Annotated in this window: 27 protein-coding genes; 12 read left to right on the top strand and 15 right to left on the bottom strand. The window is 54.2% G+C overall.

All coding sequences use genetic code 11. The features are described 5' to 3' along the window. Positions 1-228 precede the first annotated feature (228 nt). Entirely contained in the window at positions 229-750 is a 522-nt protein-coding gene (locus tag WG622_RS10160; protein ID WP_339403473.1) for a hypothetical protein, read from the bottom strand. A 620-nt stretch (positions 751-1,370) separates the two neighbouring features. On the opposite strand from WG622_RS10160, the gene WG622_RS10155 reads away from it, so the two are divergent. The 5 genes from WG622_RS10155 (at position 1,371) to terL (ending at position 5,781) form a co-directional block, all read left to right on the top strand. Then, on the top strand, positions 1,371-2,246 hold the full coding sequence (locus tag WG622_RS10155; RefSeq protein WP_339403472.1) for a hypothetical protein: 876 nt from the start codon (positions 1,371-1,373) through the stop codon (positions 2,244-2,246). Positions 2,247-2,383: 137 nt separating this feature from the next. Beyond that, on the top strand, positions 2,384-2,578 hold the full coding sequence (locus WG622_RS10150) for a ParB N-terminal domain-containing protein (RefSeq protein WP_339403471.1): 195 nt from the start codon (positions 2,384-2,386) through the stop codon (positions 2,576-2,578). Between the two features lie 38 nt (positions 2,579-2,616). Next, complete coding sequence (locus WG622_RS10145) at positions 2,617-3,801, top strand: DNA modification methylase (protein WP_498371367.1); 1,185 nt, start codon at positions 2,617-2,619, stop codon at positions 3,799-3,801. Next, entirely contained in the window at positions 3,798-4,292 is a 495-nt protein-coding gene (locus WG622_RS10140; protein ID WP_339403470.1) for a DUF5681 domain-containing protein, read from the top strand. The genes WG622_RS10145 and WG622_RS10140 overlap by 4 nt, the downstream gene beginning before the upstream one ends. Continuing rightward, positions 4,282-5,781: a phage terminase large subunit gene (terL, locus tag WG622_RS10135; protein WP_339403469.1), complete on the top strand. Its 1,500-nt coding sequence runs from the start codon at positions 4,282-4,284 to the stop codon at positions 5,779-5,781. Before WG622_RS10140 ends, terL begins: the two co-directional genes overlap by 11 nt. 634 nt (positions 5,782-6,415) lie before the next feature. On the opposite strand, the gene WG622_RS10130 is transcribed toward terL, so the two are convergent. After that, positions 6,416-7,114: a DUF2182 domain-containing protein gene (locus WG622_RS10130; protein ID WP_209357049.1), complete on the bottom strand. Its 699-nt coding sequence runs from the start codon at positions 7,112-7,114 to the stop codon at positions 6,416-6,418. A 6-nt stretch (positions 7,115-7,120) separates the two neighbouring features. Then, positions 7,121-7,627 (bottom strand): disulfide bond formation protein B, encoded by a 507-nt coding sequence (locus tag WG622_RS10125; protein WP_245168788.1) that lies wholly within the window; start codon positions 7,625-7,627, stop codon positions 7,121-7,123. Positions 7,628-8,110: 483 nt separating this feature from the next. Here WG622_RS10125 and WG622_RS10120 point away from each other — a divergent pair, with 483 nt between their 5' ends. After that, on the top strand, positions 8,111-8,548 hold the full coding sequence (locus WG622_RS10120; protein WP_339403468.1) for a hypothetical protein: 438 nt from the start codon (positions 8,111-8,113) through the stop codon (positions 8,546-8,548). A 5-nt stretch (positions 8,549-8,553) separates the two neighbouring features. Here WG622_RS10120 and WG622_RS10115 read toward each other — a convergent pair whose 3' ends face one another. The 5 genes from WG622_RS10115 to WG622_RS10095 all read right to left on the bottom strand — a co-directional run bounded on the left by WG622_RS10115 (position 8,554) and on the right by WG622_RS10095 (position 13,835). Beyond that, entirely contained in the window at positions 8,554-9,198 is a 645-nt protein-coding gene (locus WG622_RS10115) for a DUF3047 domain-containing protein (RefSeq protein ID WP_339403466.1), read from the bottom strand. A 100-nt stretch (positions 9,199-9,298) separates the two neighbouring features. Beyond that, positions 9,299-9,691, bottom strand: coding sequence for a Cu(I)-responsive transcriptional regulator (gene cueR / locus WG622_RS10110; RefSeq protein WP_209357052.1), 393 nt, complete (start codon positions 9,689-9,691; stop codon positions 9,299-9,301). 13 nt (positions 9,692-9,704) lie between these two features. Beyond that, positions 9,705-12,215: a heavy metal translocating P-type ATPase gene (locus WG622_RS10105; protein WP_209357053.1), complete on the bottom strand. Its 2,511-nt coding sequence runs from the start codon at positions 12,213-12,215 to the stop codon at positions 9,705-9,707. 79 nt (positions 12,216-12,294) lie between these two features. Continuing rightward, complete coding sequence (locus tag WG622_RS10100) at positions 12,295-13,161, bottom strand: nickel/cobalt transporter (RefSeq protein WP_209357054.1); 867 nt, start codon at positions 13,159-13,161, stop codon at positions 12,295-12,297. Continuing rightward, positions 13,152-13,835, bottom strand: a complete 684-nt coding sequence (locus WG622_RS10095; protein WP_339403465.1) for a DUF1007 family protein — start codon at positions 13,833-13,835, stop codon at positions 13,152-13,154. Before WG622_RS10095 ends, WG622_RS10100 begins: the two co-directional genes overlap by 10 nt. 173 nt (positions 13,836-14,008) lie before the next feature. Between WG622_RS10095 and WG622_RS10090 the strand changes: the two genes are divergently transcribed. Both WG622_RS10090 and WG622_RS10085 read left to right on the top strand, forming a co-directional pair. Next, positions 14,009-14,203: a heavy-metal-associated domain-containing protein gene (locus WG622_RS10090; protein ID WP_209357056.1), complete on the top strand. Its 195-nt coding sequence runs from the start codon at positions 14,009-14,011 to the stop codon at positions 14,201-14,203. Between the two features lie 26 nt (positions 14,204-14,229). After that, entirely contained in the window at positions 14,230-14,493 is a 264-nt protein-coding gene (locus WG622_RS10085) for a hypothetical protein (RefSeq protein ID WP_339403464.1), read from the top strand. Between the two features lie 2 nt (positions 14,494-14,495). Here WG622_RS10085 and WG622_RS10080 read toward each other — a convergent pair whose 3' ends face one another. Continuing rightward, entirely contained in the window at positions 14,496-15,164 is a 669-nt protein-coding gene (locus WG622_RS10080) for a L,D-transpeptidase (RefSeq protein WP_209357057.1), read from the bottom strand. A 142-nt stretch (positions 15,165-15,306) separates the two neighbouring features. Here WG622_RS10080 and WG622_RS10075 point away from each other — a divergent pair, with 142 nt between their 5' ends. Further along, positions 15,307-15,609: a DUF2933 domain-containing protein gene (locus WG622_RS10075; RefSeq protein WP_209357058.1), complete on the top strand. Its 303-nt coding sequence runs from the start codon at positions 15,307-15,309 to the stop codon at positions 15,607-15,609. 210 nt (positions 15,610-15,819) lie between these two features. Then, on the top strand, positions 15,820-17,958 hold the full coding sequence (locus tag WG622_RS10070; protein WP_339403463.1) for a protein-disulfide reductase DsbD family protein: 2,139 nt from the start codon (positions 15,820-15,822) through the stop codon (positions 17,956-17,958). Between the two features lie 3 nt (positions 17,959-17,961). Here WG622_RS10070 and ccmI read toward each other — a convergent pair whose 3' ends face one another. The 4 genes from ccmI to WG622_RS10050 are packed head-to-tail and all read right to left on the bottom strand — an operon-like array spanning position 17,962 to position 22,156. Next, positions 17,962-19,116, bottom strand: coding sequence for a c-type cytochrome biogenesis protein CcmI (ccmI, locus tag WG622_RS10065; RefSeq protein WP_339403462.1), 1,155 nt, complete (start codon positions 19,114-19,116; stop codon positions 17,962-17,964). Next, a complete protein-coding gene (locus WG622_RS10060) occupies positions 19,113-19,589 on the bottom strand; it encodes a cytochrome c-type biogenesis protein (protein WP_209357061.1) in 477 nt (158 codons plus the stop codon). The genes ccmI and WG622_RS10060 overlap by 4 nt, the downstream gene beginning before the upstream one ends. Further along, on the bottom strand, positions 19,586-20,152 hold the full coding sequence (locus WG622_RS10055; protein ID WP_209357062.1) for a DsbE family thiol:disulfide interchange protein: 567 nt from the start codon (positions 20,150-20,152) through the stop codon (positions 19,586-19,588). The genes WG622_RS10060 and WG622_RS10055 overlap by 4 nt, the downstream gene beginning before the upstream one ends. Before the next feature lie 3 nt (positions 20,153-20,155). Further along, positions 20,156-22,156, bottom strand: a complete 2,001-nt coding sequence (locus WG622_RS10050; RefSeq protein WP_209357063.1) for a heme lyase CcmF/NrfE family subunit — start codon at positions 22,154-22,156, stop codon at positions 20,156-20,158. 181 nt (positions 22,157-22,337) lie between these two features. Between WG622_RS10050 and WG622_RS10045 the strand changes: the two genes are divergently transcribed. After that, positions 22,338-22,889, top strand: a complete 552-nt coding sequence (locus WG622_RS10045) for an EF-hand domain-containing protein (RefSeq protein ID WP_209357064.1) — start codon at positions 22,338-22,340, stop codon at positions 22,887-22,889. Continuing rightward, positions 22,873-23,361 (top strand): rhodanese-like domain-containing protein, encoded by a 489-nt coding sequence (locus WG622_RS10040; protein ID WP_209357065.1) that lies wholly within the window; start codon positions 22,873-22,875, stop codon positions 23,359-23,361. The genes WG622_RS10045 and WG622_RS10040 overlap by 17 nt, the downstream gene beginning before the upstream one ends. A gap of 9 nt (positions 23,362-23,370) precedes the next feature. On the opposite strand, the gene WG622_RS10035 is transcribed toward WG622_RS10040, so the two are convergent. Next, positions 23,371-24,657 carry a multicopper oxidase family protein gene (locus WG622_RS10035; protein WP_339403461.1) on the bottom strand — a complete coding sequence of 429 codons (1,287 nt, stop codon included), beginning with the start codon at positions 24,655-24,657 and terminating at the stop codon, positions 23,371-23,373. After that, a complete protein-coding gene (locus WG622_RS10030) occupies positions 24,658-25,395 on the bottom strand; it encodes a DsbA family protein (protein WP_339403460.1) in 738 nt (245 codons plus the stop codon). Between the last annotated feature and the right edge of the window lies 1 nt (position 25,396).

Below are 25,396 nucleotides of genomic sequence, written 5' to 3'. Positions count from 1 at the left end.
ACCCCGCGCGCCTCACTCACGGGACATAGGAAGCAACCTACTTAGTAAAGAAGCTTACTGCAGGGAAATAGGTACCAGTAATGGGAGATACCTAATAGATACCTTCCTTCCAGCTATCGTCACGGTTTTTAGATTTGACTCTGAACATCATCGAGCCTGATTTTACAATCCAGACAATATATGGGGAGACTGATCGGATCCTACAGATCAGTCTCTCCTGTTGAACAATCAGGTGTTGCTCGCTTTGAGCGTGAACTGAGTTTGTCCTCCGGAAGAAAGCCCCGACATCACGATCGAATTGGCACCGCGTGTGTAAGTGAATGTCTTATTAGAACCATCATCAACTTCTTTCCATCCAGCATTTGTTAGCTGAGTGCGAACATAGCTGGCAGAAACCCATAATCCTCCACCGACATTTGTTGCGGTGAACAAGCAGGATTGCTGTTTTGGTCGGAAGCTGAATGAAACCCACTGATTGTCGAATAGCGAGTTTTGTCCCGAAACTGAGCGTACAAAAACCGGAAAGCCTAGCACTTTCCGCTCACTGAATCCTGCACTAAGCAATGTGCTTGAGTTTGGTCCCGAACCGTTCGCAGCAAATTCAACACACTGCGAAAAGCCTTTGTCTGCCAAAGAGGAAAGTTCTTGGGAATATTGACTGACTGGTACTTGCGAACTCTCTTGAACCGAGTTTTCAACGCAGCCACTTAGAACAGCTGCAACGACAAATAGGCGAATAATCTTCAACATCTCTGACCCTGAAACCTAAGTTCAGGACAAACAAACATCTAGGAGTTAACGCGGCAAGGCAGCTATATGTGTGCTCAATCATTTGCGTCATACATGCAACAATTGGCCAAACCATGACGTAGTATTCCTGCCGAACGTTTTGATTTAATTTCTGTCCACAGATAGCTGGAAGGAAGGTATCTATTAGGTATCTCCCATTACTGGTACCTATTTCCCTGCAGTATGCACCCTTCCCAAGTAGGTAGCTTCCTAGGTCCCGTGAGTGAGGCGCGCGGGGTGTTCTGGTGGGGACACCCGAACAGGGGCATTTTCGGGGGCATTCCGGGCCTCTGCGGCCTGACCGCACCTAGCAAACGCTCAAGAAAGGAAGATGGCTGTGCGCACAGTCTTGAGCTAACTAGTCTCGCAACTTTTCCCTGCTTACAGGGAAGACATCAGGGAAGTTTCAATTTTTTGGCTGACTTCGAACCAACCAACCCCAAGAAAATTATTGGATTCAGCACTATAGGAAGCGTATTCCCTAAGCTCCGCTGCAGGGAAACTGAATTTGCATGCAGGGAACAATTAACGTTGTAGCATGGATGCAGGGTTCGAAAATGCCGAGTATCTGAGGTGTTCAAATGACTGGTACCAATCGAAATCGAAAGCTGTCTCTTGATGCCGGCTGGCAGCACTACTGGTTTGTTTTGTTCCCCGAAGGAATTGATTGGCGATCTGACTTGGAAACGGAAATCAGGCAACACCTGTATTCGCCGGGGGATTACAAAGTGTTCCAAAAAGCCGGACACTTGGAAGGCGAGCCTCCCGCTTGGGCCGCTAATCTTGAACTTCAGGTCCAAAAGGCATCTGTCACTGTGACGTTTTCGAATGTCGAAATTGGCAAATTTCCATTATTTTTGGACCAACTCATACCGGTCCTAAGCAACTGGAATGGTAGAAATCCGTTTGATAAGACGGCCGCGCAGTCAGACCTAACAGATAAAGAGCAGCGAGAATGTCGAGATCTAGTTCACGCTGTCGTGCTCAACTGCTGCAAAGAAATCCAAAACCGTTTCCTTCGCCATTTGACGGAGAGCGAGCAGCCAGCGTTCGACATCTATTGTAAGCCAAACGGTGACGTCTTTGCTGACGAGAAGAAATTGCCGCCTGAAGGTTTGAAGGATGTGGTTCGCATCGACATTAATGGAAACGAACTTAAAAACAGACTTAGCCAAGCGGTCTATAGCTATGTTCAAGTCCAAATGCGCAAACCGTCACTATCCAAGGCTGGGCCTCGCGGCTCGTTTCACGAACAAGATGCGGAATTGATCAATGAGATGAAATCCTTGATCGATGAGAAACGTCAGCCCAATGTAGCCCAAGCCGCGCTGGCGGTACTCGCAAAGGCACCAAAGCGCCGCAAATCTTCTGAGGAAAGCGTTTTGCGACGACTGCAGAGCAAATTCTCTCAAAAGTATCCAAGTTACTCAAATCGTTCTTTTAAAAAGGAAAATTGATCCTAAGAAGCTCACAGTTGGCACTCCACTATACATGCAGAACTAACAAAGTATCAGTGCTGCATATTATCATTTCTTAAACTTTGACTTTCTGTATTCACCGTCGATTCCTCGGCGTTGATAATCAGGAGGCAGTAATGGAAAATAAAGTACCACGAGCACAAGTTAGCGCCAGCGAACTACCCGTTGGACCACCCATACCAGAAAATATCGAGTTTGTCGCAACAGGTAAACTCAAACCCAATCTTCGAAACGCGCGCACCCATTCTAAGAAACAGATCAATCAAATGCGGAAAGCATTCAGGCGTTTGGGTTCACCAATCCAATTCTGATCGGTGATGATTGTGTTGTCATCGCCGGGCATGGCCGGTTGCAGGCTGCAAAGAAATTAGAACTTACTCGTGTTCCCGTGATGCGTCTCAGCCATTTGAGTGATGCTGAAAGGCGTGCTTACGTCCTTGCAGACAACAAGATTGCTCTCAACGCGGGTTGGGATAGCGAACTTCTCTCAATCGAGCTCGGCGATCTGGCTGACATGTTACCAGCGATAGACATCGATCTAGAGATCACCGGCTTTGCCACCGGCGAGATCGACATTCTGTTGTCCGACCACGAAGCCCCTGCCCCATCTCAGACCGAAGAAGACACATTGCCCGAGCATGCCTCGGTATTGGTCTCTAAACCCGGAGACATATGGCAACTTGGCGAGCACCAACTTCTGTGCGGGGATGCTCGCGACGCAAAAGCAATCTCTGAGTTTTTTGCCGGACGAAGCGCGAGCTTGGTCATCACGGACCCGCCATACAACGTTCGGATTCAAGGGCACGTTGGTGGTAGGGGCAAAACCAAACACGAAGAGTTCGCTTTTGCATCTGGAGAGATGTCAGATCACGAATTCACAGAGTTTTTGAGCAAGAGCATTTCTGCCATGCTGCTCCAAGTGGATGACGGTACACTGCTTTACATATTCATGGACTGGCGCCACATCGAGACTTTGCTTTCAGTCGGCCGAGATCTAGGCCTAAGTCTCAAAAATATCTGCATCTGGAACAAAACCACTCCAGGACAAGGATCATTCTATCGTTCAGCACATGAACTCGTTGCAGTGTTTACAAAACCAGGAAATGCCTGCACCAACAACGTGCAGCTTGGGCGGTACGGTCGTAACCGAAGCAATGTTTGGACCTATCCTGGAGTAAACACGTTCCAAACCGCGGAAGGTGACGATCTTGCGCTACATCCAACGGTTAAGCCCGTCGCAATGATTGCCGAAGCCATCAAGGATGCATCACCAAGAGGGGCTGTCGTATTTGATCCCTTTCTCGGTTCGGGAACGACCTTACTGGCAGCAGACAAGGTAGGCCGTCGATGTTACGGCGTTGAATATGAACCAGAATATATCGATACAGCAATCAGGCGGTGGCAGCTTTTTACAGGCAAAGACGCAATTCTACGCCGTCGTTTGGAAGAGGTTTGCGATCGTTATGCCGTCGAAGAACTGACCTTCGATGAGTTGTCCAGTCGAGCGCCAAATACCGTTGGACAAAACCCATGAGCGAGGACATTCCAGAAAATGAACACTCTGAGCCACAAGACTACAAGGTAGGCTATGGTCGGCCGCCGAAAGCGACACAGTTCAAACCTGGTCAGAGCGGCAATCCAAAAGGGCGGAAAGCAAAACCCAAAAGCGTTCAAGAACAAATGCGCATGGTGCTTTCCAAGAAAGTTGAAATCTCAGAAGGCGGGAAAACAAAGCGCCTTACCCTTCAAGAGGTAATGCTACGCAACATTGCAAACAAGGCCGCCAAAGGCGACCTCAGAGCCGCAAGTTTTGTGCTGGGGCTGCTTAACTCCGACGCAGCTTCAGAAAGCGACACAATCGACCAGAACAAACTCTCAAACGAAGACTTGGCGTTGTTTGAGCAAATGATGGCTGAGTTGAGCCCACCTTTCGATTTGCCAGCACCAAACGAAGGTATTGGACATCCTATCGAAACCTTGAGCGCTAACCTGAACGAGCAAAAGGAAAACTCCAATGACGCATAACCCGACATTGAGCGTTGAAATGCAGGATATGATCCGCAAGAACCCTGAGCTGCTTTTGAAACTGAAACTTCGCACACAACTAAAGTGGTTCATCGCAAAGTGCTTTGGCACGCTCAATCCTGGTACTGATTATCTTCCCAACTGGCACATAGAGGCAATAGCCTGGAAGCTGGAGCAAGTCAGGTTAGGCCATATTAAGCGCCTCATCATCACAATGCCACCGAGGTCAGCAAAGTCGATATCAGCGTCCGTGGCTTTTCCTGCTTTCATACATGGACATGACCCGACAAAGGAGATCATCACAGTCTCCTACGCGCAAAGCCTCGCGTCAAAGCTCCACAACGATTATCGAACAATCTTAACATCGGAATGGTTCAAGGAACTGTTCCCAGATGCGCGGATAGATCCAAAGAAAGAAACTGAGCAGGAAGTTCGACTAACAAAACGAGGAGTGCGCTTGGCAACGTCTGTAGGCGGCGTGCTCACAGGGCGTGGTGCAGACATAATTATCATCGATGACCCTTTGAAGGCAGACGATGCTCATTCGGAGGCACTGAGGAACAAGGTCAACGAATGGTATAGTTCCGCCTTGGTGTCTCGCATCAATCACAAGACCACCGGGGCAATTGTGATTGTTACTCAGCGCTTACATGTAGATGACCTAGTTGGGCACGTTACTGAGTTTGATGACAGCTGGACAGTTTTGAATCTACCAGCCATCGCTCAAGAAGATCAGCGGATCTTGGTGGGACCAAAGCAGTATCATAAACGCAGCAAAGGTACGCTCTTACATCCCGCCCGTGAAACACAGTCTGTCTTAGACGAACTCAAGCTCAATATTGGCTCCGCCGCATTTGAAGCTCAGTATCAGCAATCGCCCGTTCCACCGGGCGGCCATTTGTTCAAACGAGAATGGCTCAAGTACTATCCATTTCTGCCAGAAATCACCGACGACGACACCGTTTTCCAAAGCTGGGACACAGCTTCCAAAACCGGACTTCAGAACGATTGGTCAGTTGGTACAACATGGCTGTATAAAAATGGACACTACTATTTAATGGATGTCGTTCGTGACAAGCTGAACTACCCTGACCTAAAAGCTCGCATGATAGCCGCTGCAGAAAAGCACAAACCGTGGCTTATTCTAATCGAAGATACAGGCGTTGGAACAGGCCTGATTGAGGACCTGCGTTCACACGGTTTTGACGTCATTGACATCTCAGCGACTCAAGCCAAAGAAGCCCGGGCCAACATTCAAACTCCGAAGTTTGAGTCAGGACGCGTTTGGCTTCCTGAAAAGGCACCTTGGTTGTCAGAGTTAGAGACTGAGCTTCTTGCATTCCCTGCTGGCCGGCACGATGATCAAGTGGACTCAATCGTGCAAGCGCTTGCCTACGATGGCGTCGAAAAAGGCACCGTTACCTACATTAACATAAATCGGCAGAACCGTGATTGGAGGGACCCGTGGTCGTATGGCCGCTGGTATTGAGGCACTCCACTTTGTTCGCCAGTTCGTTTAAACACTGTCCATTTGCAGAAATTGGGAACTTATGAAATCTACAAATTCAAATGCTGAACCTGTTCAAATTTCCCAAAGTTTGTTCTGCTTCCAACAATCGAACATCCGAAGAAGAGGCAAGACGCATTGGAGAAGGAACCAGGCTTCAGTGCAATACCACTCGTCAATGGTCTCCTAGGCAACGCTGACGGTTGCGATTGTTATCGTCCATTTACTCAGTTGCCCCAATACCGGCGGTCGCCAAACTAAACTAGGTCCGTATTGGTGCGTACTTGCGCAACATAGAGGAACAATCAACGAAGGTTACTTGAAGAACACGGAAGCAGCCAAAAGCGCACATCAATAACCCGGATGTCTCAGCATTCTAGGTCTCAATGCTAACGGTGGTCTTTTTCACTTGAAAAACGCACCATTCTACGAGGCGAGAGGAGTGTCCCTCCAACCTCCGCCACAAGAGGCTAATTCCTGAATTACAACTTCTGGTGTGGACTTGCAGAGTATGTTCAAGCACTTCAATCCACTATTGAGCTGAAGGTGCAGTTTTAAGATATTTGCACTGCGAAATGCGACGCAAGAATTTGAAATTTGACTGCTTAACCGACCCCTAAAAAGCTGCGACCGTCAAACCCCACAAAACTAGTGAAACGCCCATTGGCTTAGTAAGCCATCGTCCAATACTCTCGAGTTTCTCGAGAGTCATCATGAGCGTTGCGCCTCCCATCCACAGTAGGTCCATTGTTCCGCCGACAAAACCAATAACCATCAATCCCCAACAGCACGCGACGCAATACGCGCCGTGATGAAGCCCCATTTGTAGACCACCGCTGAATCCCGGCCGCCAGTGGGCTATGAATTGTACTATTGGCGAACGACAATGCTTGAGGCAACTTTGTTTCAATGCCGTGAACTGATAGAGTCCAGCGGCAATCAATAGACCAGATGACAGAGCTGTAGAAACAGAAGCGCCCATCGCGTTTAGCAGTCCAATTTCAGCCAATGTGTTCTGTGCAAAAGCGATGATCGCCGCAAACCCAACCCAAACTGCAAAAAAACCAAGCACGACACCCAGTGATCCCGAACGGGACCCATCTGCCGAAGTGATAAGATCCTCGTAAGCTCTCATCGTCGGAACAAAGGTTGGCCCCATCATCGCAGCCATCATTATCGACCACATAAGAAACAAGCTCACAAATTTTGAAGGCATCATCATCGGGCTAGTTGCCATAGAGAACATGACCCACCATGCCCAAAGCACAATGCCGAAGAAAGCCAGCCAGAAGAGTGAACGTAAGTTGAGAACCATGGCGCTTTATGAACCGTCCGCAGCGGTGATTTGCGCGCGACCCGGCCTCATTGCGCGAGCATTTGTAATCCATGCGTGGAACCACAGAGCAGCCAAGAGAGCGCTTAACAGTGCATTCCAACTAGCCATGGAAAGAGTCAAAAACTGCCACACGACTTCATCACACATGACAAGATTGCTTGGTTCGTTGGACGCCCCTGGTAGGAGGTCTGCGATAGCCATGCTCGAAAGATCCACGCCCGACCCTGTGCAAGAACTTGGGCCTTCCCACCAGCCATTTTCAACGCCCGTATGAAAAACGCCAATTGCTGACGTAGTCGCAGTAGAAGCTACGCCAACAGGAACAGATATTACTAGAGGTGCCCCAGCCAAAAGAGCCAACCCTGCTACGATCGCTATCACGTGCGGATAACGCTGCCAGATACACATCGTGCAAGGGGAATAGTCGAGCGCTTGAAAAATGAACGCTCCTCCGAGCAGGAGAGCCGAGCCAAATGCGGCAGTCAGAGCCATGTTCCGAGGGTTGTCAAAAAAAGACATAGGAGGTTCCTTCCAACGTTAGAGCCAGGGCTTAGTCTAGTTTCTGAGTGACTGCCATGTCGGAAAATGTAGTTTTTTGTAACAGTTTCGCAGCAACAAAAATATTCATGATAAGGAATAATACTAACTGTCGCAATCAGTTAGGCTTTGGTCTCAAGTGTACAACATGCCTCGGTCGAGAATCATACGCCCAAGCAGCGGTATTCAAAGCATGACCAATCCCTGATACAAGTCAGAGACATCCGGGTTGGTAGATTGAAAGCTTACTTCTCACTTCACATGTCTGGGTTTCGGTTTCTTCGAAACGTCTTGCTGGTAAGTATCGCAGGACTGATTCCTCCGCTGGCGCTCTTCGTTGTCTTATCACCAGGCCTATCGACCGCATTGGGCCAGGGTGGGCCGGCTCTGCTGAGGTTCTTGCGTCAAGTTCTGACCAATGGCCTCCCGGTTGTGTTCGTGATCAACTACGTCAGTCTTTTTTTATACGCACTATCCATAAATGAGATGCGGGGGCGTGACCTTATTGTGTTTGCCGCAACAGACGTTGTTGCTAGGCTTGCCCTGTTTTTCGGTCTGCATACTTTGGTCTATGTTTTGTCCGCGGACTGGTACGATTCTTTTGGTGGCGACAGACTGATCGCGATTTCAGTCGTGGCACCAACCTTGGCTCGGTCTGCTTATTTCGAGAATGTTTCTGGGGTCTATTTCTATGCAACCTTCGTCAGTGCGATGCCACTGTACGTGACAGCAATCAGACAGTCGAATGTGCTTCGAAAGGCGGTTGAACCCCTACCTTTTGTTGTGGGCCCGTTTTTCCTCGCTGCTGCCATTTTCGTTGCAACAGCATTTTTGATCACCATCCTCGCGGAGGCGATACTTCGTATTCAGGGCTGATTGGGCTAGTTCGTCAGAATAAGGTTGGAAATCGACGCCACGATCTTGCCTTCCGTATCGTCGCTGTCGGCCGAAACCGCAAGCCCGACCAAGGTACCCGGAGAGCCTCCAAACGCTGCTCGATAATCCGCAACCAGATCAACTGTCTCCAGATGCGCGCCAGCGCCGCTTCCCCGTAGAACCTTTGTGCGCAATTGGCTGGAATACGGGCTAAGCAAGATTGCCCCGCGATTGTGTTGGCCACCCCAAACATAGATCAAAGCCCGCGCAGACCCTTCTCGCAGTATGCGACGCGCACTGCCACCTGCCAGCGCTTCGGCGCGATCCGGATCTACAAAGACGAAATAGACCGCCAGATTCCGATCGTCGCCGCCTTTGAACGTAAGGTCAGTCGGGGTAACACCTTCCTGCACACGCCACGCCCAACTCGCCGCCTGTGCAGACCGTTGAGACCGATCTAATGGGCGCCAAAGCAAAGAGACCGTGCCATCAGAGACCACATCCAATTGCCCTCCGCGCTGGAAGTAGTCATTTGAAAAAAGACGTAAAAACCCTTGCTCTTTCCAACTCCCATCAAAGGGAACAATTTCAGCGGCCGCCCCAAGTGAAGGTAGGGCGGCGATTAGCGCGGCAAAAGCTAAGTTTGTCATCTAAAACGTTCCCTAGTAATATTCATCATAACAACTGAATCTTTGAGCAATCATGGCAGCAAGAAGTCGTGCTAGCATCAGTGCCCGACAGCTGCCTGTATCATGATTTGTCGCCCGCCAGATCGCTGAGGATCGGACAGTTCGGGCGGGCGTCGCCATGACAGGATTTGACCAGATGCGAAAGCGTCTCTCGCATTGTTTGAAGCTGCGCGATCTTTTCATCAATGGCGGTCAGGTGTTCCTCGGCGACCGCCTTGACCTGCGCGCTTTCTCGGTTCTCGTCTTCATAGAGTCCGAGAAGATTGCGGCAATCCTCAATCGAGAACCCGAGCGCCCGCGCGCGGCCAAGAAAGGCAAGCTTATGCAGATCGGTTTCCCGAAAGGCCCGATAGCCGTTGCCGCTGCGTTGCGGGCGCACCAGCCCGATATCCTCGTAATAGCGGATAGTCTTTGGTGGTATGCCGGAACGTTCCGCAACTTCTCCGATGTTCATGACGTGAATCCCCCTACTCCGCCGGCTGTGATCGGGCGGTTGTGACTGCCGGTTCGATCGGTCGCTTCTCGTTCATGGCAGGTTTGATGCCGCGCAAACGCAGCGCGTTGGTCAAGACGGATACTGATGAAAGCGCCATCGCCCCTGCCGCAAGAACCGGTGACAGAAGCAGGCCAAACACCGGGTAGAGCACACCAGCGGCTACCGGAATCAAGGCGACGTTATACCCGAAAGCCCAAACGAGGTTCTGCCGGATGTTCTCCATCGTCCGCCTGGACACCTCGACCGCATTCACGACGCCGCGCAGGTCGCCTGACATCAGAACCACATCAGCGGACTCAATGGCCACATCCGTCCCGGTCCCGATGGCGATGCCCACATCAGCATGCGCCAGCGCCGGTGCGTCGTTGATCCCGTCCCCGACAAACGCAACCCTTTGCCCCCCTGCCCTCAATTCATCCAAGGCAGCGACTTTGCCGTCCGGCAACACACCGGCGATCACATGGTCGATCCCGGTCTCGCGCGCGATGGCCTCCGCGGTCTCCTGCTTGTCCCCGGTGATCATCGCGACCTTGAAACCGCGATCATGCAAGGCAGAGACTGCCGCGCGGCTGGCGGATTTCACCGGGTCGGCGACGGCAATTAGGGCGGCAAGTTTGCCGTCAACCGCGGCGTAGAGCGCGGTGCGACCGCGATTGGCAAGGTCTTTTTCCATCTCAATGAGAGCCCCGATATCAACATTCTCGCGGGTCATGTAACGATCCGCGCCGACCATCACTTCCTGCTCTTCCACCATGGCCGCAACGCCATAGCCCGTCACAGATCGAAACCCGGAGGCGGGCGGGACTGCGATGCCCTCGCTCCGAGCGCCACGGACAATTGCTTCTGCAATTGGGTGCTCGGATTGATCTTCCACCGCTGCAATCAACGCAAGAACGGTTGCACGGTCGAAGCCTTCGGCCATCACGACATCGGTTAAGGTCGGCTTTCCTTCTGTAACCGTGCCGGTTTTGTCGAGTGCCACAACATCGACGTTAGATAGCTCCTGCAGCGCATCCCCTTTGCGAAAGAGCACCCCCATCTCGGCGGCACGGCCCGTTCCGACCATGATCGAGGTGGGCGTCGCCAGCCCCATAGCGCAGGGGCATGCAATGATCAGTACAGATACCCCTGCCACCAACGCGAAGGTCAAAGCGGGATCCGGACCAACGATGAGCCAGACCGCAACAGTAAGTGCGGCAAGAAACATGACTGCGGGCACAAACCAAAGCGTCACGCGGTCCACCAGGCCCTGGATCGGCAGCTTAGCACCCTGCGCCTCTTCAACCATGCGGATGATTTGGGCCAGTGTCGTGTCAGATCCCACACGTCCAGCTTTGAAGGTCAGGCTGCCGGTGCCATTGACCGTGCCACCGGTCACGACCGCGCCGGCGGCTTTTGAGACCGGCACGGGTTCTCCGGTGATCATGCTTTCGTCAACATTGCTGCTGCCATCGATCACGTCGCCGTCGACCGGGATCCGTTCGCCCGGGCGCACTAGAATGGTATCTCCGACCGCAAGAGCATCAACGTCTACCTCGACAGTCACACCATCCTTCAATACGTTCGCAGTTCTCACCTGAAGCCCAAGCAATGCCTGAATCGCCGCGCCGGTGCGCCCCTTGGCGCGTGCCTCAAGCCAGCGACCTATCAAGATCAGAACAACAATGACCGCTGCAGCCTCAAAATAGACCGCGCGCACGCCATCTGGCAGGAGGCCCGGCATAAACGTAGCGACCACAGAGTAACTCCACGCTGCCCCCGTTCCAACTGCCACGAGGCTGTTCATGTCGGGTGCGCCGCGCAGCAGCGCCGAGATGCCTTTCGTGAAGAAGTGCCGCCCCGGGGCAAACAGTACGAAGGACGCAAGAACAAACTGGATGATCCAGGACGCCTGTGTTCCGATGCTGTTTTCCACTGCCATATGAAAGGCCGGGATGAGATGCGATCCCATTTCGAGCACAAAAACCGGCAGGGTCATGACAGCTGCTACGATGACGTTGCGACGCAGCGCCTCGGATTCCTCTGCCTTGCGCTCTGCGCGCGACTGACTGGTATTTTCCTCAGAGACTTCGGCCGGATAGCCGATCGCTGCACTTGCTGCCATCAGGTCCGCAGGCGTCGCTGCACCTTCAAGATATTCAACCACCGCGGTTTCAGCCGCGAGGTTCACGGTGACAAAAAAAACTCCCGGAACATCTGCAAGCGCCTTGTCGACCCTTCCAACACAGGACGCACAAGACATTGACGCAATGCTCAGGGTGATCCGCGCTTTTCGCGCTGGGTACCCCAATTCTTCGAGCGCCTGAGCTGCGTCCTGTAAGCGAACAGGTTCATTAACAGATATATGAGCCGACTCGGATGCGAGGTTGACCGAGACGCCACTAACTCCATCCAGCGCTGCCAAAGTCTTTTCCACACGACCGACGCAAGACGCACAGGACATACCTTCGATTTTCAAAGTCTTTTGCATGGTATGCGGCATAACGGTTTTCCTTTTGCGATTTCCTGGATGATATAGGGCTTCCAGTCACTGGAAGCTCAAGAGGCAATACAAAAAATAATTAACCAATGATCAGTCGAGACAGGCTAATGGTCAAAACGGACACGCCCGCACATAGATAAAGTACGCCTGTCGAAATCGACATCTTGTCGCTATTACCCAAATGTATCAGAGTCCGCGCGAATACACCCGAGACCGCAATTCCGGAATTGAAAACAGCTGTACCTACACCCATCGCCAACGTGGCAATAGCGCCCTGCCAGAACACATCGAGCTGACCTGCTATCACCAAAAGAAACAACGCTCCAGTGCAGGGCCGGACAGCAATGCTAGCGGTCAACAACAATGAGTCGCGCAAAGACGTTAAGGCATCGATTTCTGCCAGATTCGGGCCGTGTTTGTGGTTGCAATGCACTCCAAGTGAAAGCGCCGTTTTGCGGTATTGACTTACTATTTTTGTGCCACGCGCTAAAAGGACTCCGCCGAAGGCTGCAAACAGGACAAAGCTAATCGGGCTCAGCCAATCCTCCGTTATTTGGACAGCATCGCTGCCACCCATCCAACGCAGGGCAACTACAATCAAACCGATCAAAAGGATTGCGGAAATCGCCTGCGCTATCGCTGTAAAAAAACACAGGAAGACCATCCGCAGCATCCCTGCTCTCGATGCCACAGCACTTGCCCCTAGAACAATTTTTCCATGTCCTGGCCCAGCTGCATGAACCAAACCATAAAGGAATGTAGCCGCACACAATGTAAGTACAGCAAAGGAGTCACCACTTTGGACCGCGCGCAAACTTGACGCCATCGCGTTTTGAAACCCGCGTTGATTGTCTGATGTCCAGGCAAGTATGGACGGCCATTGATTATAAAGACCCCAAGCCAATGCCAAGAAAACTGCTAGTATGACTGTCGGTCTCAGAAACATGACACAACCATCCGGTCGGCAAGCGTAGCCCCGATATTGCTGTCTTCTGGAGTTTCCTCACGTCCTAGCTTTTCCAGTTCTTGCAACACTTCATCGGATTGCGCCGAAGTATCGTACGGCGTCACCTGATACGAACAATGATCTGCGGCGCGACCAAAATCCGGGATATCGGATAGGCTGAACGCAAAGAAATAGGTACGTTCGTAGAATCCAATGTTAAATTTTTGCCCACGCAAACCCACGGGGACTTTCAAGTCACGCAGAAAAGTAATCTCCAAACGGTCGCCTATCATCCGCGCTGTTAAATTCCGCGGGTCTTGTAACGCAACGGGAGAGCCGTCCAAGCTGATGTGGACTGAGCCATCAAAATCGGGAGGAAAGCTGCTGAGAGTTGCTTCCACTAACTCGCGCTCCGAATCACTAAGTTCTAAGCTTGGAGCCAGGGACACATTCATCTCGGACAACATATAGAGCGTTTCAAAAGCGTCATACCGCCAGGTAACGCGGATTGCTGTGAACTGTTTGGCTTCCGAAACAACGAAATCGAAGCCACCATCAACGAATACATGCGGGTGGGCTCGCACCGTATAAGAGCCTGCTAGTATCGTTGCTGCCGCTAAAAAAGAACGAAATAAAGACTTCTTTCGCACTTGCACGCTGATCGACATTTTCATGTCGACCGTATAGGAGCATTCTGCAGCATGCGTAAATCCACCGAAATGTCATAAATTGTAACCAATGGCCGACTATTGCGACTTCGTCAGAGCCGCAATCTTTTGAACTCTCTGGGTTGACCTTCCACCATGTGGAATCTGTAGATTTCCCTGAGCTAAAGGAGATTCCCTGAATGAAATTGCATATCCCCGACATGAGCTGTGGCCATTGCGTTGCGACCATCGAAAAGGCGGTGAAGGCGAGTGACCCTTCGGCAATTCTAAGGCCAGACCTGGCCTCGCATACCGCGGAGATCGAGACTTCGATCTCTACTGTCGCCGTCATTGAGGTTTTGGAAGGCGCAGGCTATCCGTCAACTGCAGTTTGAATGAAGGGAAACGCGTGCATAGTTCCATGAGTCCAAAGATCGTCATTCTAATTGCTGGAGCTCTGGCCCTCACAGGATGCGCAACAACGCCACCTCTCGATGCTGATGGCGCTTATAGGGAGCTACCAGAGCCGCTTCTGGCCTTGGCGGCGCCCTACCAAAATCTCAGTAAGGTGCGACTGGATCAGATCGACAATTGTTTCTGGTATCTGCATGATGGCGCGGTTGAGCAAACCTGGCTGCCGCTGAGGACTGCCAACGGCAACCCGATTTGTCAGGCACAAAGCTAGGATCAGCCCCCGATCACGTCCTCCGGCGGGTAGAGGTGCGCAGTCTTGCCGGGCTCCACATTGGGATAGAGATCATTAATGTGTGCCATGATCATCCGCACGCACCCTGAGCTTGCACGACCGCCGATTGAGCGCGGTTCGGGCGATCCGTGAATCCTGAGATAGGTGTCGCGATTCCCGACAAATAGATAAAGGGCGCGTGAGCCAAGGGGGTTCTTTGGACCTGCATCCATACCATCCGCATGCTGCGCATATAGCCCGGGATCACGTTCGATCATCGCCGGCGTCGGGGTCCAGGTCGGCCATTTTCTCTTGAAGCGCATCGAGTAGACGCCCGGCTCGTAGAGTGACCCTCTTGCGATAGCTACCCCGTACCGCATCGCGGTGCGGCCATCCGGTTCGATATGATAAAGGTACCGTGCAACGGCATCGACATGGATGTCACCGGGCACGAGGCCTGACTTGGCCTCGACACGAACCGGCAGAAATCGTGGATGAACGCCCCATGGATTTGAAGACGCCGGATCGTAGTCAGCAGGTGTGACTTGCTGGTCCCAGACATCCCACATCTCTCGCGGCGATGACGGAGCCGCAATGCCTAGCCCTGCCAATGGTGCTGAAAACAGCGCTGCACCACCTGCAACAAAGTGTCGACGTGTTAACCCTGCCATTCAAAGGTCTCCTTCAGATCCAGACCGTCTTAATCAATCTGCGCGCAGGATTGAAAGACAAACGCGTCAAATGTCTCGAAATGTATCCTTGACCTGACAGTGCGGGAAGGGGCCATAAACCTGCAAACCAACGGAGAAGCTCATGTCGGATACCAACGAAAACAACGGCAAAAAAGGCTTTGGCTTAATGCACGCAGGCATGGCGGTCTGCTGCACGGTCATGCTGATACCCGTCGCCGGGTTTTTCATCGCGGGTGGCACGCTGGCAGGCCTGACAAGCAATCTTGCCGTCTTCGCCCCCATCGCTCTGTGCGTCGGCGTTCACGTGGCAATGTTTGCCTTGATGGGAAAGTCCTGCCACGGAGAAAAGAAAACCAAGAAACCCGCCGTGCAGGATGCACCGATTGAGCCGTCCCGGATGCCGGCGTTTGTGCGCAGCAGGTAGGTTTGCTTGCGAGCCGCATGATGCTGTTTCTGTTCCTCGGGGGCTGCGCCTGCATACCGGAGGATCGACAACCGACGCTGTCCAGCAGGTCTGCGCCAAAAGAATTGAAGGAAATAGCTGGATGTCGCATTGCGGATGAGCAAAGCGCGTCTGTTCAGACGGTTGTTTGCGACGACGGGCGTACCGGTTTCCGTGTCTCGGGCAAGTGAGATGAAAGCACCACGATACATCCTTTGGGCAATTGGCATCCTCGCGTTTCTCAACGTAGCATTTGGGCTTGTTGCGTCACCTGCTTCCGCGGCGCAAAGCACCACTGTTGAGACACCGGCGACCAAAGCAACGCTTGTATTTGCGCAAGACGGCATCGCACCTGGCGCAAAAACCGTTTCTGGTGCTCTGGTATTGGAGCTCGAGCCAGGGTGGAAAACCTATTGGCGGTCGCCCGGCGAAGTCGGCATTCCCCCTCAATTCGACTGGGACGGATCGGAGAACCTGAAAGAAGCACGCCATCTTTGGCCTGCGCCAGATCGGTTCACCGCATTTGGGATAGAGAATTTTGGCTATGAGACCCGTGTTGTCTTTCCAATCGAGTTCTCTCTGGACACGCCGGGGGAACCCGTTCGGATCGCACTGAACCTCAATCTGCTTATTTGCTCCGATGTCTGTGTTCCCGAGAAGCTGTCGCTAGATCACGAACTTCCTTTGGGAAGTGAGTTGGACCCAGCCTCTGCCGAGGTCATATCGGCAGCGCTCGCCACAATTCCATTAGAAGAGATGCCGTCAACAGTCTCCTCAGTGCAGGCTTTTGTTGACGTGGATCAGACCGAATTGATCGTTTCCCTGACTGGAACGCAGCCGTTCGGTAAAGTTGGTTTGTTTCCGGAGTTCGGAGAAGGGACTGCGTTTGGAAAGCCTGACCTCAGATTGAACCAAGACGGAACAGCGCTCTGGGCACGATTCCCGATCAACACGGTTGGCGAAATCGCAGCACCATTGTCGTTGACGGTGACCGACGAGAACCATGGCGCTTTTACCTTGCGTCCTTCGACGCTTGCGGCCGCTCCTGAGCCACCGTTCAATCCAGCGGGCGAAGCCAATGGTTTGAGCAAGGTTGTCTGGTTTGCACTTGTGGCTGTCCTTGGCGGCCTCATCCTCAACGTGATGCCCTGCGTGCTGCCTGTGCTGGCGATAAAGGTATCTTCCCTGGTGTCCAGCGGCGGCAAAGATCGCGCGCAGATCCGAACCGGTTTGATTGCCACGACGTTCGGGATCATGCTCTTCATGTGGCTGCTCGCAGGAGTGCTGATGGCTTTGAAAGTTTTCGGCATATCGGTTGGCTGGGGCATCCAGTTTCAGAACCCGCTTTTTTTGATCCTACTCATTACGCTTTTGATAGCCTTCGTGGGCAATCTCTTCGGTTTATTCGAGATATCGTTGCCGGCGACACTGCAAACCTCCATGAGCCGCGCGGGCGGGCAGTCGCATCTTGGTGATGTGTTCACGGGTTTTTTTGCGGCAATGCTGGCGACACCGTGTTCCGCGCCGTTTCTGGGAACTGCAGTTGCATTTGCGCTGGCAGGAAGCAACGCCGACATCGGGGTTATCTTCACAGCACTGGGGTTCGGCCTAGCCCTGCCCTACCTTGCGCTTGCGCTGAAGCCCGGCCTTGCGTCTGAGCTGCCCAAGCCCGGTCCCTGGATGGTCTGGGTACGCATCGCGATGGGCGTTCTGCTCTTGGGAACCGTTGCCTGGCTTGCCTGGGTCATGATCGGCGTTGCCGGCCAGATGGCCACTGTTGCAACCCTGGTCATCGCAGCAGTGATTGTTGGTCTTTTGTCCAGCGCAGGAAGCTACGGGCGCATTCCGGTTTTGCTGACAATCCCGGTTCTTGCCTTTGGTCTATTCTGGGCGCCCAGCCTTGCGCCGTCTGAACCAACTCCGATTGACCAAGATGTCACAACCTCAATCTGGGCACCGTTCGAGCGTTCCGCCATCGCCCGCCACGTTTCGCGCGGCCATGTTGTCGTTGTGGATGTGACTGCAGATTGGTGCGTGACCTGCAAAGCCAACAAGGCTCTCGTGTTAAATCGAGAGCCGGTGGTCTCTGCGCTACGGGCGGATGGGATCATTGCGATGCAGGCGGATTGGACACGGCCCAGTGACGTCATTGCCCGCTATTTGAAGGCGAACAATCGCTTTGGAATTCCTTTCAATGCCATTTATGGTCCGGGCGCGCCGGAGGGAATTATTCTCCCAGAAGTTCTGAGCACGCAATCGGTGCTTGACGCAATTGAGGCGGCCAAACCTATCGACTTAAGAGCACGTCTCAAGGATCTGGCGGAACTCTGAGAATTACTGCGACAACGATTCAAGCGCTTGGGCGGCGATTGCTTTTCTCGGGTCGGTCTGCGGTAGATCAGCCGACAAAGCTGCCGCATTCTTGTATGCGTCCTTTGCCCCTTCCGCGTTGCCGAGAACAGAATACGCGCGTCCCAACTGGAACCACCCGTCCAGATCGTCAGGTTCGTCTTTCAAGCGGTCGGCCAACCCCTGAACCATGGATTGAATAAAGGCCGCCCGATCTTCCTGGCTCATTTCCTGAGCGGCTGTAACATCCTCAGCACTTGGCCCGCGACCTGCCAGCATCGGCGCAAACCGCGCCAGAGAGATCGGATCACGGCCAATGCCATCCCCGATCCGGTTGGCCTGCGCGACCAGGGTATCCATCCAGGGGTAGTATCCATCCGCCGCATCAAGGCGTGCCATGACCAGATCGTGTGCCGCAGCCGACCGGCCCGCTTGCTGCAACGCCAAAGCCCGATAATAGGTCACCGCAGGATTCGACGGGTCCCGGGCAGCAGCCTCGTTGATCGCGGCCTCCGCTGCCGACGTCATGATGCCATTCTCTTGCGCGACCAGAGCTTCTGTCAGCATGGAAAAGACCGCTGAGGTCGCCTCTTCGCGCTTTGACACGATTTGGAAGGCGGCGGCGGCATCACCGAAACGCCCCAAGCGCATATAGGTCTGGCCCAGAAGCATCCAGCCGTCACTCGGCCCGCCTTCAGCGTCGGTCTCTAGACGGGTTTTCAGCTGCTCGGTCAGCGCGACAATACGTGCGTTCTCTTCTCGGGCCTGTCGTTGCTCGGCAACGGCGACGCGGGACAAAGCAGGATTGCCAAATTGCGAATAATATCCGACTGCGGCAACGGGAACGAAAGTTATAGCAATCCAGAGCGCGATCCGGCTGCCGCGTGTCGACACAAGCGGCCCACTTTGATCTTTTTGGGCCTGTCGCAGAATATTTTTCTTGATCTCGATCCGCGCGGCGTCGGCATCGGTAGCCGAAACAACGCCGCGCGCGACATCCCGGTCAAGCTCTGCCAACTGGTCCGCAAAAATGGCCGGAGAGCTGTCCGCTTGATTGTTCAGCTCAGTCTTGGCGCGTAGCGACAGCGCCAAAATGCCCATTGACCCGAGTGCTAGTACGGCGATTACAGACCAGATCATTTCGCTACACCTTGATCCGTCTTCTTGAGATACGACGCGATCCGCTCTTCCTCAACCGGCGTTAACGTCTTTTCCAGCGGCGCGTTTCGCCGTCGGCGCGTGACCACCACGAATGCAATTAGGGAAAACCCCGCCAGAACAACCGGTGTGAACCAAAGCGCATAGGTGGCAGGTGTCAGCGGTGGGGACATCAGAACGTAGTCACCATAGCGGGCCCGCACGTAGGCCATGACTTCTTCATTAGTGTCACCCGCAACAAGGCGCTCGCGCACAAGAAGCCTCAGGTCACGTGCCACTCCGGCGTTGGAGCTGTCGATGTCCTGGTTCTGACAAACGACGCAGCGCAATCCCTTTGAGATGTCCCGCGCGCGGTCTTCAAGCACCGGGTCCGCAAGAATTTCATCGGGTTCAACCGCATGCACCGGCGCGGCCAGAACAACGCTAAGCGCGATGTAGGACAAAAAGCGCCTCATGATCCGGCCCCCGCTGACAGCGCGCCTGCGGCCTTGAGGGCGGCCCGAAATGTGGCGACCGCCTCATCGCCCACGACCGGACCGACATAGCGGTAGAGCACAATGCCACCTGCCCCAACGATAAAGGTTTCCGGCACACCGGAGATCCCCCACTCGATCCCGGCGCGGCCCGTCAAGTCTGATCCGATGCGCGTGTATGGATTGCCAAGATCACTCAGCCAGCGCACCGCGTCCTTGGGTTTGTCCTTGTAGTTGATCCCGTAGAGCGTCTGGCCTTCGTCCTCGGCGAGTGCAGTCAGGACCGCATGTTCAGCGCGGCACGGCACGCACCAGGACGCAAAGACATTTACGATCACCGGGCGATCAGCAACTATCAAGTCTGCACGTGCAAGACCGGGCACCTCCAGCCCCTCGACCGGCTCCAGCGCGAATTCGGGCGCTGGCTGAGTGATCAGAACTGACGGGATTGCATTTGGGTCTCTGTCAGGGTCCAACCCCCACAGAAAGAAGGCTCCGAACACGACCGCGATCAGAAGCGGCGAGAATGCCAGAATACGAACCATGGCTTACTCCGCAGGCAAGGCCGGCGCGGCAGCCGCGCGCCGTCTCGGTGCCCCCACCCGCAACCGCCGGTCGCTGAGGGAAACCAACCCGCCCAGGACCAGCATGGCCGAACCGACCCAGATGAAATTCACCAGTGGCTCATAGAGGATGCGCAGCGTCCAGGCCCCCTGAGCCCCGGCCTGATCTGAGGCAGGTTCGGCAAGCGATGCATAGAGATCGCCCGCCATCGTCGAGCGAATTGCGCTTTCAGTCGTGGTGCTTTGTGCCACAGGATAGAACCGTCGCTCAGGATAGAGCGTCGTGATGCGCGCGCCATCCCGGCTGACCAGTAACGTGCCACGGTCAGCGATGTAATTTGGCCCTCTGACCTTTTCAGCCCCCGCAAAGGTCACATCAAAACCAGCGATCTGGATTACCTTGCCCGGTGTGACAAACAGGATTTCTTCGGATTTCCAGACGCTCGACCCGACAAAACCGAAAATCGCAACGGCCAACCCGGCATGTGCCAAAGTCATGCCGTGGGCCGCCCGGGGCAGCCCGCGGGCACGCCGCACGGCCTCATCCATGGGTACATCGAAAAGCCGGATGCGAAATGCCCACTCGCGCAGCGTCGCCAGCAAAAGCCAGGCTGCGAGTCCCAGTGACAGATAGCCAAGCACGGGCCCGCCCTGGAAAGCATACCAGGCCACAAGGCCAAACCCGATCGCAAGCAGGCCCACAATCTTGACTAGCGCAACAACGTCGCCAACTGTTGCGCGCTTCCATGAAAGAAACGGTCCCAACCCCATTACGAACACCAGTGGCACCATCATCGGAATGAATGATGCATTAAAAAACGGAGGTCCGACCGAGAGTTTCTCTCCGCCAGTCAGGGCCTCGTAGAACAGCGGGTACAGGGTTCCGAACAAAACGGTGCCAGTTGAGGCCGCAAGGATCAGGTTGTTGACCAACAAACCGCCTTCACGGCTGACCGGTTTGAACAGGCCGCCGCCTTCCATGGAAGGTGCCCGCCACGCGTAAAGCGCGAAAGACCCGCCAATTGATACAGCGAGAAGCCCCAGAATATACAGCCCACGTTCCGGATCGACGGCGAACGCGTGCACGGATGTTAGCAGACCGGAGCGCACAATGAACGTGCCCAACAACGAGAGAGAGAATGTCAGGATCGCCAGCAGGATCGTCCAGCTTTTAAACGCCCCACGCTTCTCAGTCACGATGGCGGAATGCAGCAGGGCTGTCCCCATGAGCCACGGCATGAAGCTGACGTTTTCGACCGGGTCCCAGAACCACCAGCCGCCCCAACCCAGCTCATAATAGGCCCACCAGGATCCCAGGGCGATACCTGCGGTCAGGAATACCCAGGCCGCCAGCGTCCAAGGCCGCACCCACCGGGCCCAGGCAGCGTCAACCCGGCCTTCGATTAGCGCAGCAACGGCAAATGAGAACACAATCGAAAAGCCGACGTACCCGAGATAGAGAAGCGGCGGATGCATCGCTAGCCCCACATCCTGCAAAAGCGGATTAAGGTCCTGCCCGTCCAGTGGCGCGGGATAGATCCTGTCGAACGGGTTCGACGTAAACAGCATGAATGTCAGAAAACCAACGCTGATCCATGCCTGAACCGAAAGTGTCCGCGCTTTCGTGCGCATTGCCACGTTATTGGCGGTCACGGCCACCATGGCCCCAAACACAGTCAGGATGAGTACCCACAACAGCAAAGACCCTTCATGACTGCCCCAGGTGCCCGAAACCTTGTAAAGCAGCGGTTTGAGCGAGTGAGAGTTCTCTACGACGTTAACCACTGTGAAGTCGCTTTGCACGAAGCTGGTCATAAGAGCGGCAAAAGCGATCGCGGTGAAGAAGACCTGTCCAAGCGACGACCAAGTCGCGCTTTTCATCCAGATCAGATCACTCCGTGCGGCCCCCCAGATCGGCAGGACTGATTGAACCAGAGCCAGCGCAAGCGTCAACACCAGCGCAAAATGTCCAATCTCTGGAATCATTCGGATTTTCCTTCACCGTTTCACCCTTGTGGTTTAGCAGATGACAAGGTGGTCTATGATCTGGAATTTGTATGTTTTTGTAATCACTTGCGCGGACAAATCATTACGTCTTCGGGCGCGTAAAATCTTGGTGGCGTAAATATATAGTTCTCATCACGTATGATTGCCAAAGGTAGAAATTATGGCCCGCTCAAACAAGATCGCCGTTCTCACACTCATTTCGATTTTGACGTCTCCTGCAACGGCAAATCCGGATCATCATGACGGTGAAGACCAAACACAGAAGGGCGATACTCCTTTTGTTGATCAATCCGGCATGCAGGGAATGTCGGGTAAGGGGATGCTAGGCATGTCCGGTATCGGGGAAATGGATGGCTATCATATGCAAGTGGTGCAGATGATGATGCAAATGCATATGTCAATGATGGGTCAGATGCACGGTCGCGCATCAGACGCGCTAGCTGGCTTGTTTGCGGGTGGTTTAACCAACGAAGACATCATGCTCCGCTTCGATGCAAACGGCAATGGAGCGCTTGATCTTTCCGAATTCCAAAGCTGGAATACACACGTGCAACACGCCGTGTTGGTGGATCGTTTTCAAGCTATCGACTCGGATGGGGCCGATGCGATTTCGATGGACGAACTTGCCGCGGCTCGGAATGGCGTAAGCATGGCTGCGCACAAGGCAGGTGCCATGATGAACAGCGGAATGACAGATGACGAAAAAAACTAATTTGCGTGACGCTATCGGAAGGCGCGTTTTCATCGTCGGTGCGACTGCGATGGGAACCTTGCCCGGCCAAGGCGTATGGGCGCAGCAAGCTGAAATATGGTCTGCCAAGGATGCACATGATGCCTTGAAAGACGACCTGATCCGGCTTGTCGACGTCCGCTCGCGTCAAGAATGGGCTGAAACAGGCGTGGCACTCGGAGCATGGCCAATCAGCCTGCACGAAGACCGCTTTCCAGAGCGCCTGTTCGCCGCCAAGACACTTGCGGATGGTCGGCCAGTGGCGTTGATCTGCGCAACCGGAGGACGGTCAGGATACGTCATGCGCAGTTTGCGCGAGGCTGGATACAGCGGCTTCATCGATGTGTCGGAAGGGATGATGGGTTCCCCGCGTGGACCGGGTTGGATCGCTTCAGCCTTTCCCACGGTGAGCGCCGAGGCCGCGTTAAGTGGACTTCCAACGGAACTGGCCTGACAAAGGGTGTCATGCAACGCGGATCCATGTCGCCATCCCATCCGCTTGATGGCTGAGCATGTGACAGTGAAGCATCCAGTTGCCCGGGTTGTCCAGGACACACAGAATGTCGCGCGCCTCGCCTGCACGCACGAAGGTTCCGTCTCTGTAATCCCCCGGTTGGCCTGTCTCCGAATTTTCCCAGAAGTGATGGCCGTGCAAATGCATGACATGGTCGAAGGCCGTGGCGTTGTATAACGAAATCCGGGCGGTTGTTCCCCGCCGCACATTGAGTAGCGGCTCACGCGGCAGCCCGGACACATCATTCAGCGCCCAAGTCCCGAAACCGTCATGCTTTCCACCTCCGGCACCACCTTGCATGACAAGCCGCGCTTTGACTTCGCGGCCCTTTGGCTGGGGCATCGGGTTTGGAGGAAGTGCAGGAATGGCAGTTGTCCTGCGCTGCCGTTGGCCTTGCGCTGCGATCTGCCCCAAGGTTTGTCCGATGTCGTCATCGGCAAACGCAATCGCGTCTGAAACGTCACCAATCACGTCGCAGCGCTGCCCCGGCGCCAGAATGATATCCTCGAACGGTTGCGGCTGTTCGAGAGGCATACCATCAAGGGCAACAATCTTGCCTTCGATACCATTGATGCGCAGGCTATAGACGCGGTCAATTGACGGATTTATCAGCCGCAACCGCACCCGATCACCACGCTGGACCGTTTCCCGGCTGACAATTGCCGTCATCACATTTCCGATTCTGCCAGTTGCCGCAAACTGTTCGGCACCTGTATCCTCGTCGTACACTCCGCTGTCGTCGGTCAACATATCAAATAACTGGACCGTTATGTCATGATCGACATCCGGTGGCTGCTGTTCATCAATGATGAGCGGACCAAAAAGGCCGCGGCTGACCTGATCGTACGACAGGTAGTGCGAATGGTACCAAAACGTGCCCGCATCCGGCACGGGGAAACGATAGTCGTGGCTCGCATCCGGCGGGATCACATCTTGCGTCAGCACGCTTACGCCATCCATTCGGTTTGGTAACCGGAGCCCATGCCAATGCACCAGAACACCATCCTGCAGGCCGTTCTCAACGCGGACGCGCATGTGGTCGCCCTGCCCCGCACGCAGCTCCGGACCTGGCCAAGACCCGTTGAATCCCAGCAGTTCCTGCCGCATCCCACCCACAGAAGCCATGATCGGTTCCGGGCGCAGAGTGTAACTACGTGTCGCCGCAAACGTGGGCATGCCTGCGGCCGACAGCGCCGCCAGACCGCCACCTAGCGTTTCTCGCCGGGTCCATTTCATCTACTGGTTCTTGGCCTCCCGGACCGCTGCAACCTGCTCGATCAAAACGTCTGCCTCAACAAACCCCGGGATCAGGGCATCTCCGATGACAAAGGAGGGCGTTCCGTTAAAGCCCAACGCGCGAGTCAACTCCATCGAGGTCTGGATATGTTCATCCACCTCAGGGGCGTCCATGTCACGGCGTAACTGGTCAATATCGAGCCCGACGTCGCGCGCGATCCGCAGCACGCTGGCCTCTTCGGCCCGGCCCTGCATTCTCATCATTGCGACGTGAAATTCTTCATATTTTCCCTGTTCACGGGCGGCCAAAGCCGCGCGCGCAGCAAATACGCTACCCTCCCCCAGAATGGGCCATTCACGATAGACCAGACGCACGTTTGCGTCCTGTTCAACAAGCGCATCGACCTGCGGCATGACGCGGCGGCAATAGGGACAGTTATAGTCAAAGAATTCTACCACCGTGACATCGCCGTCAGGGTTGGCCAGCACGATGGCATTGGGGTCTTGTTCCAACCTATCTCGTTCAGCCTTCAGAACAGTGGCAGCGGCGGCGGCCTGATCCTGTTGCTGGCGCTCTTCCAGTAAGCGCACTGCCTCCATGATGATCTGCGGATTTTCGAGGATGGCTTCATAGACCAGTTCCTTGATCCGTTCGTCTGACTTGTCATCAGCATATGCTGATAGAGGAATCAGCGCGGCTGCGGAGATTGCGAAAGGGGCGAGTTTGGCAAGCTTCATT

Origin of the sequence: Cognatishimia coralii (assembly GCF_037478305.1) — a bacterium.
Taxonomy (GTDB): domain Bacteria; phylum Pseudomonadota; class Alphaproteobacteria; order Rhodobacterales; family Rhodobacteraceae; genus Cognatishimia; species Cognatishimia coralii.
Note: the sequence above shows the minus strand (reverse complement) of the source record. Positions and strands in the feature narration are given on the sequence as shown.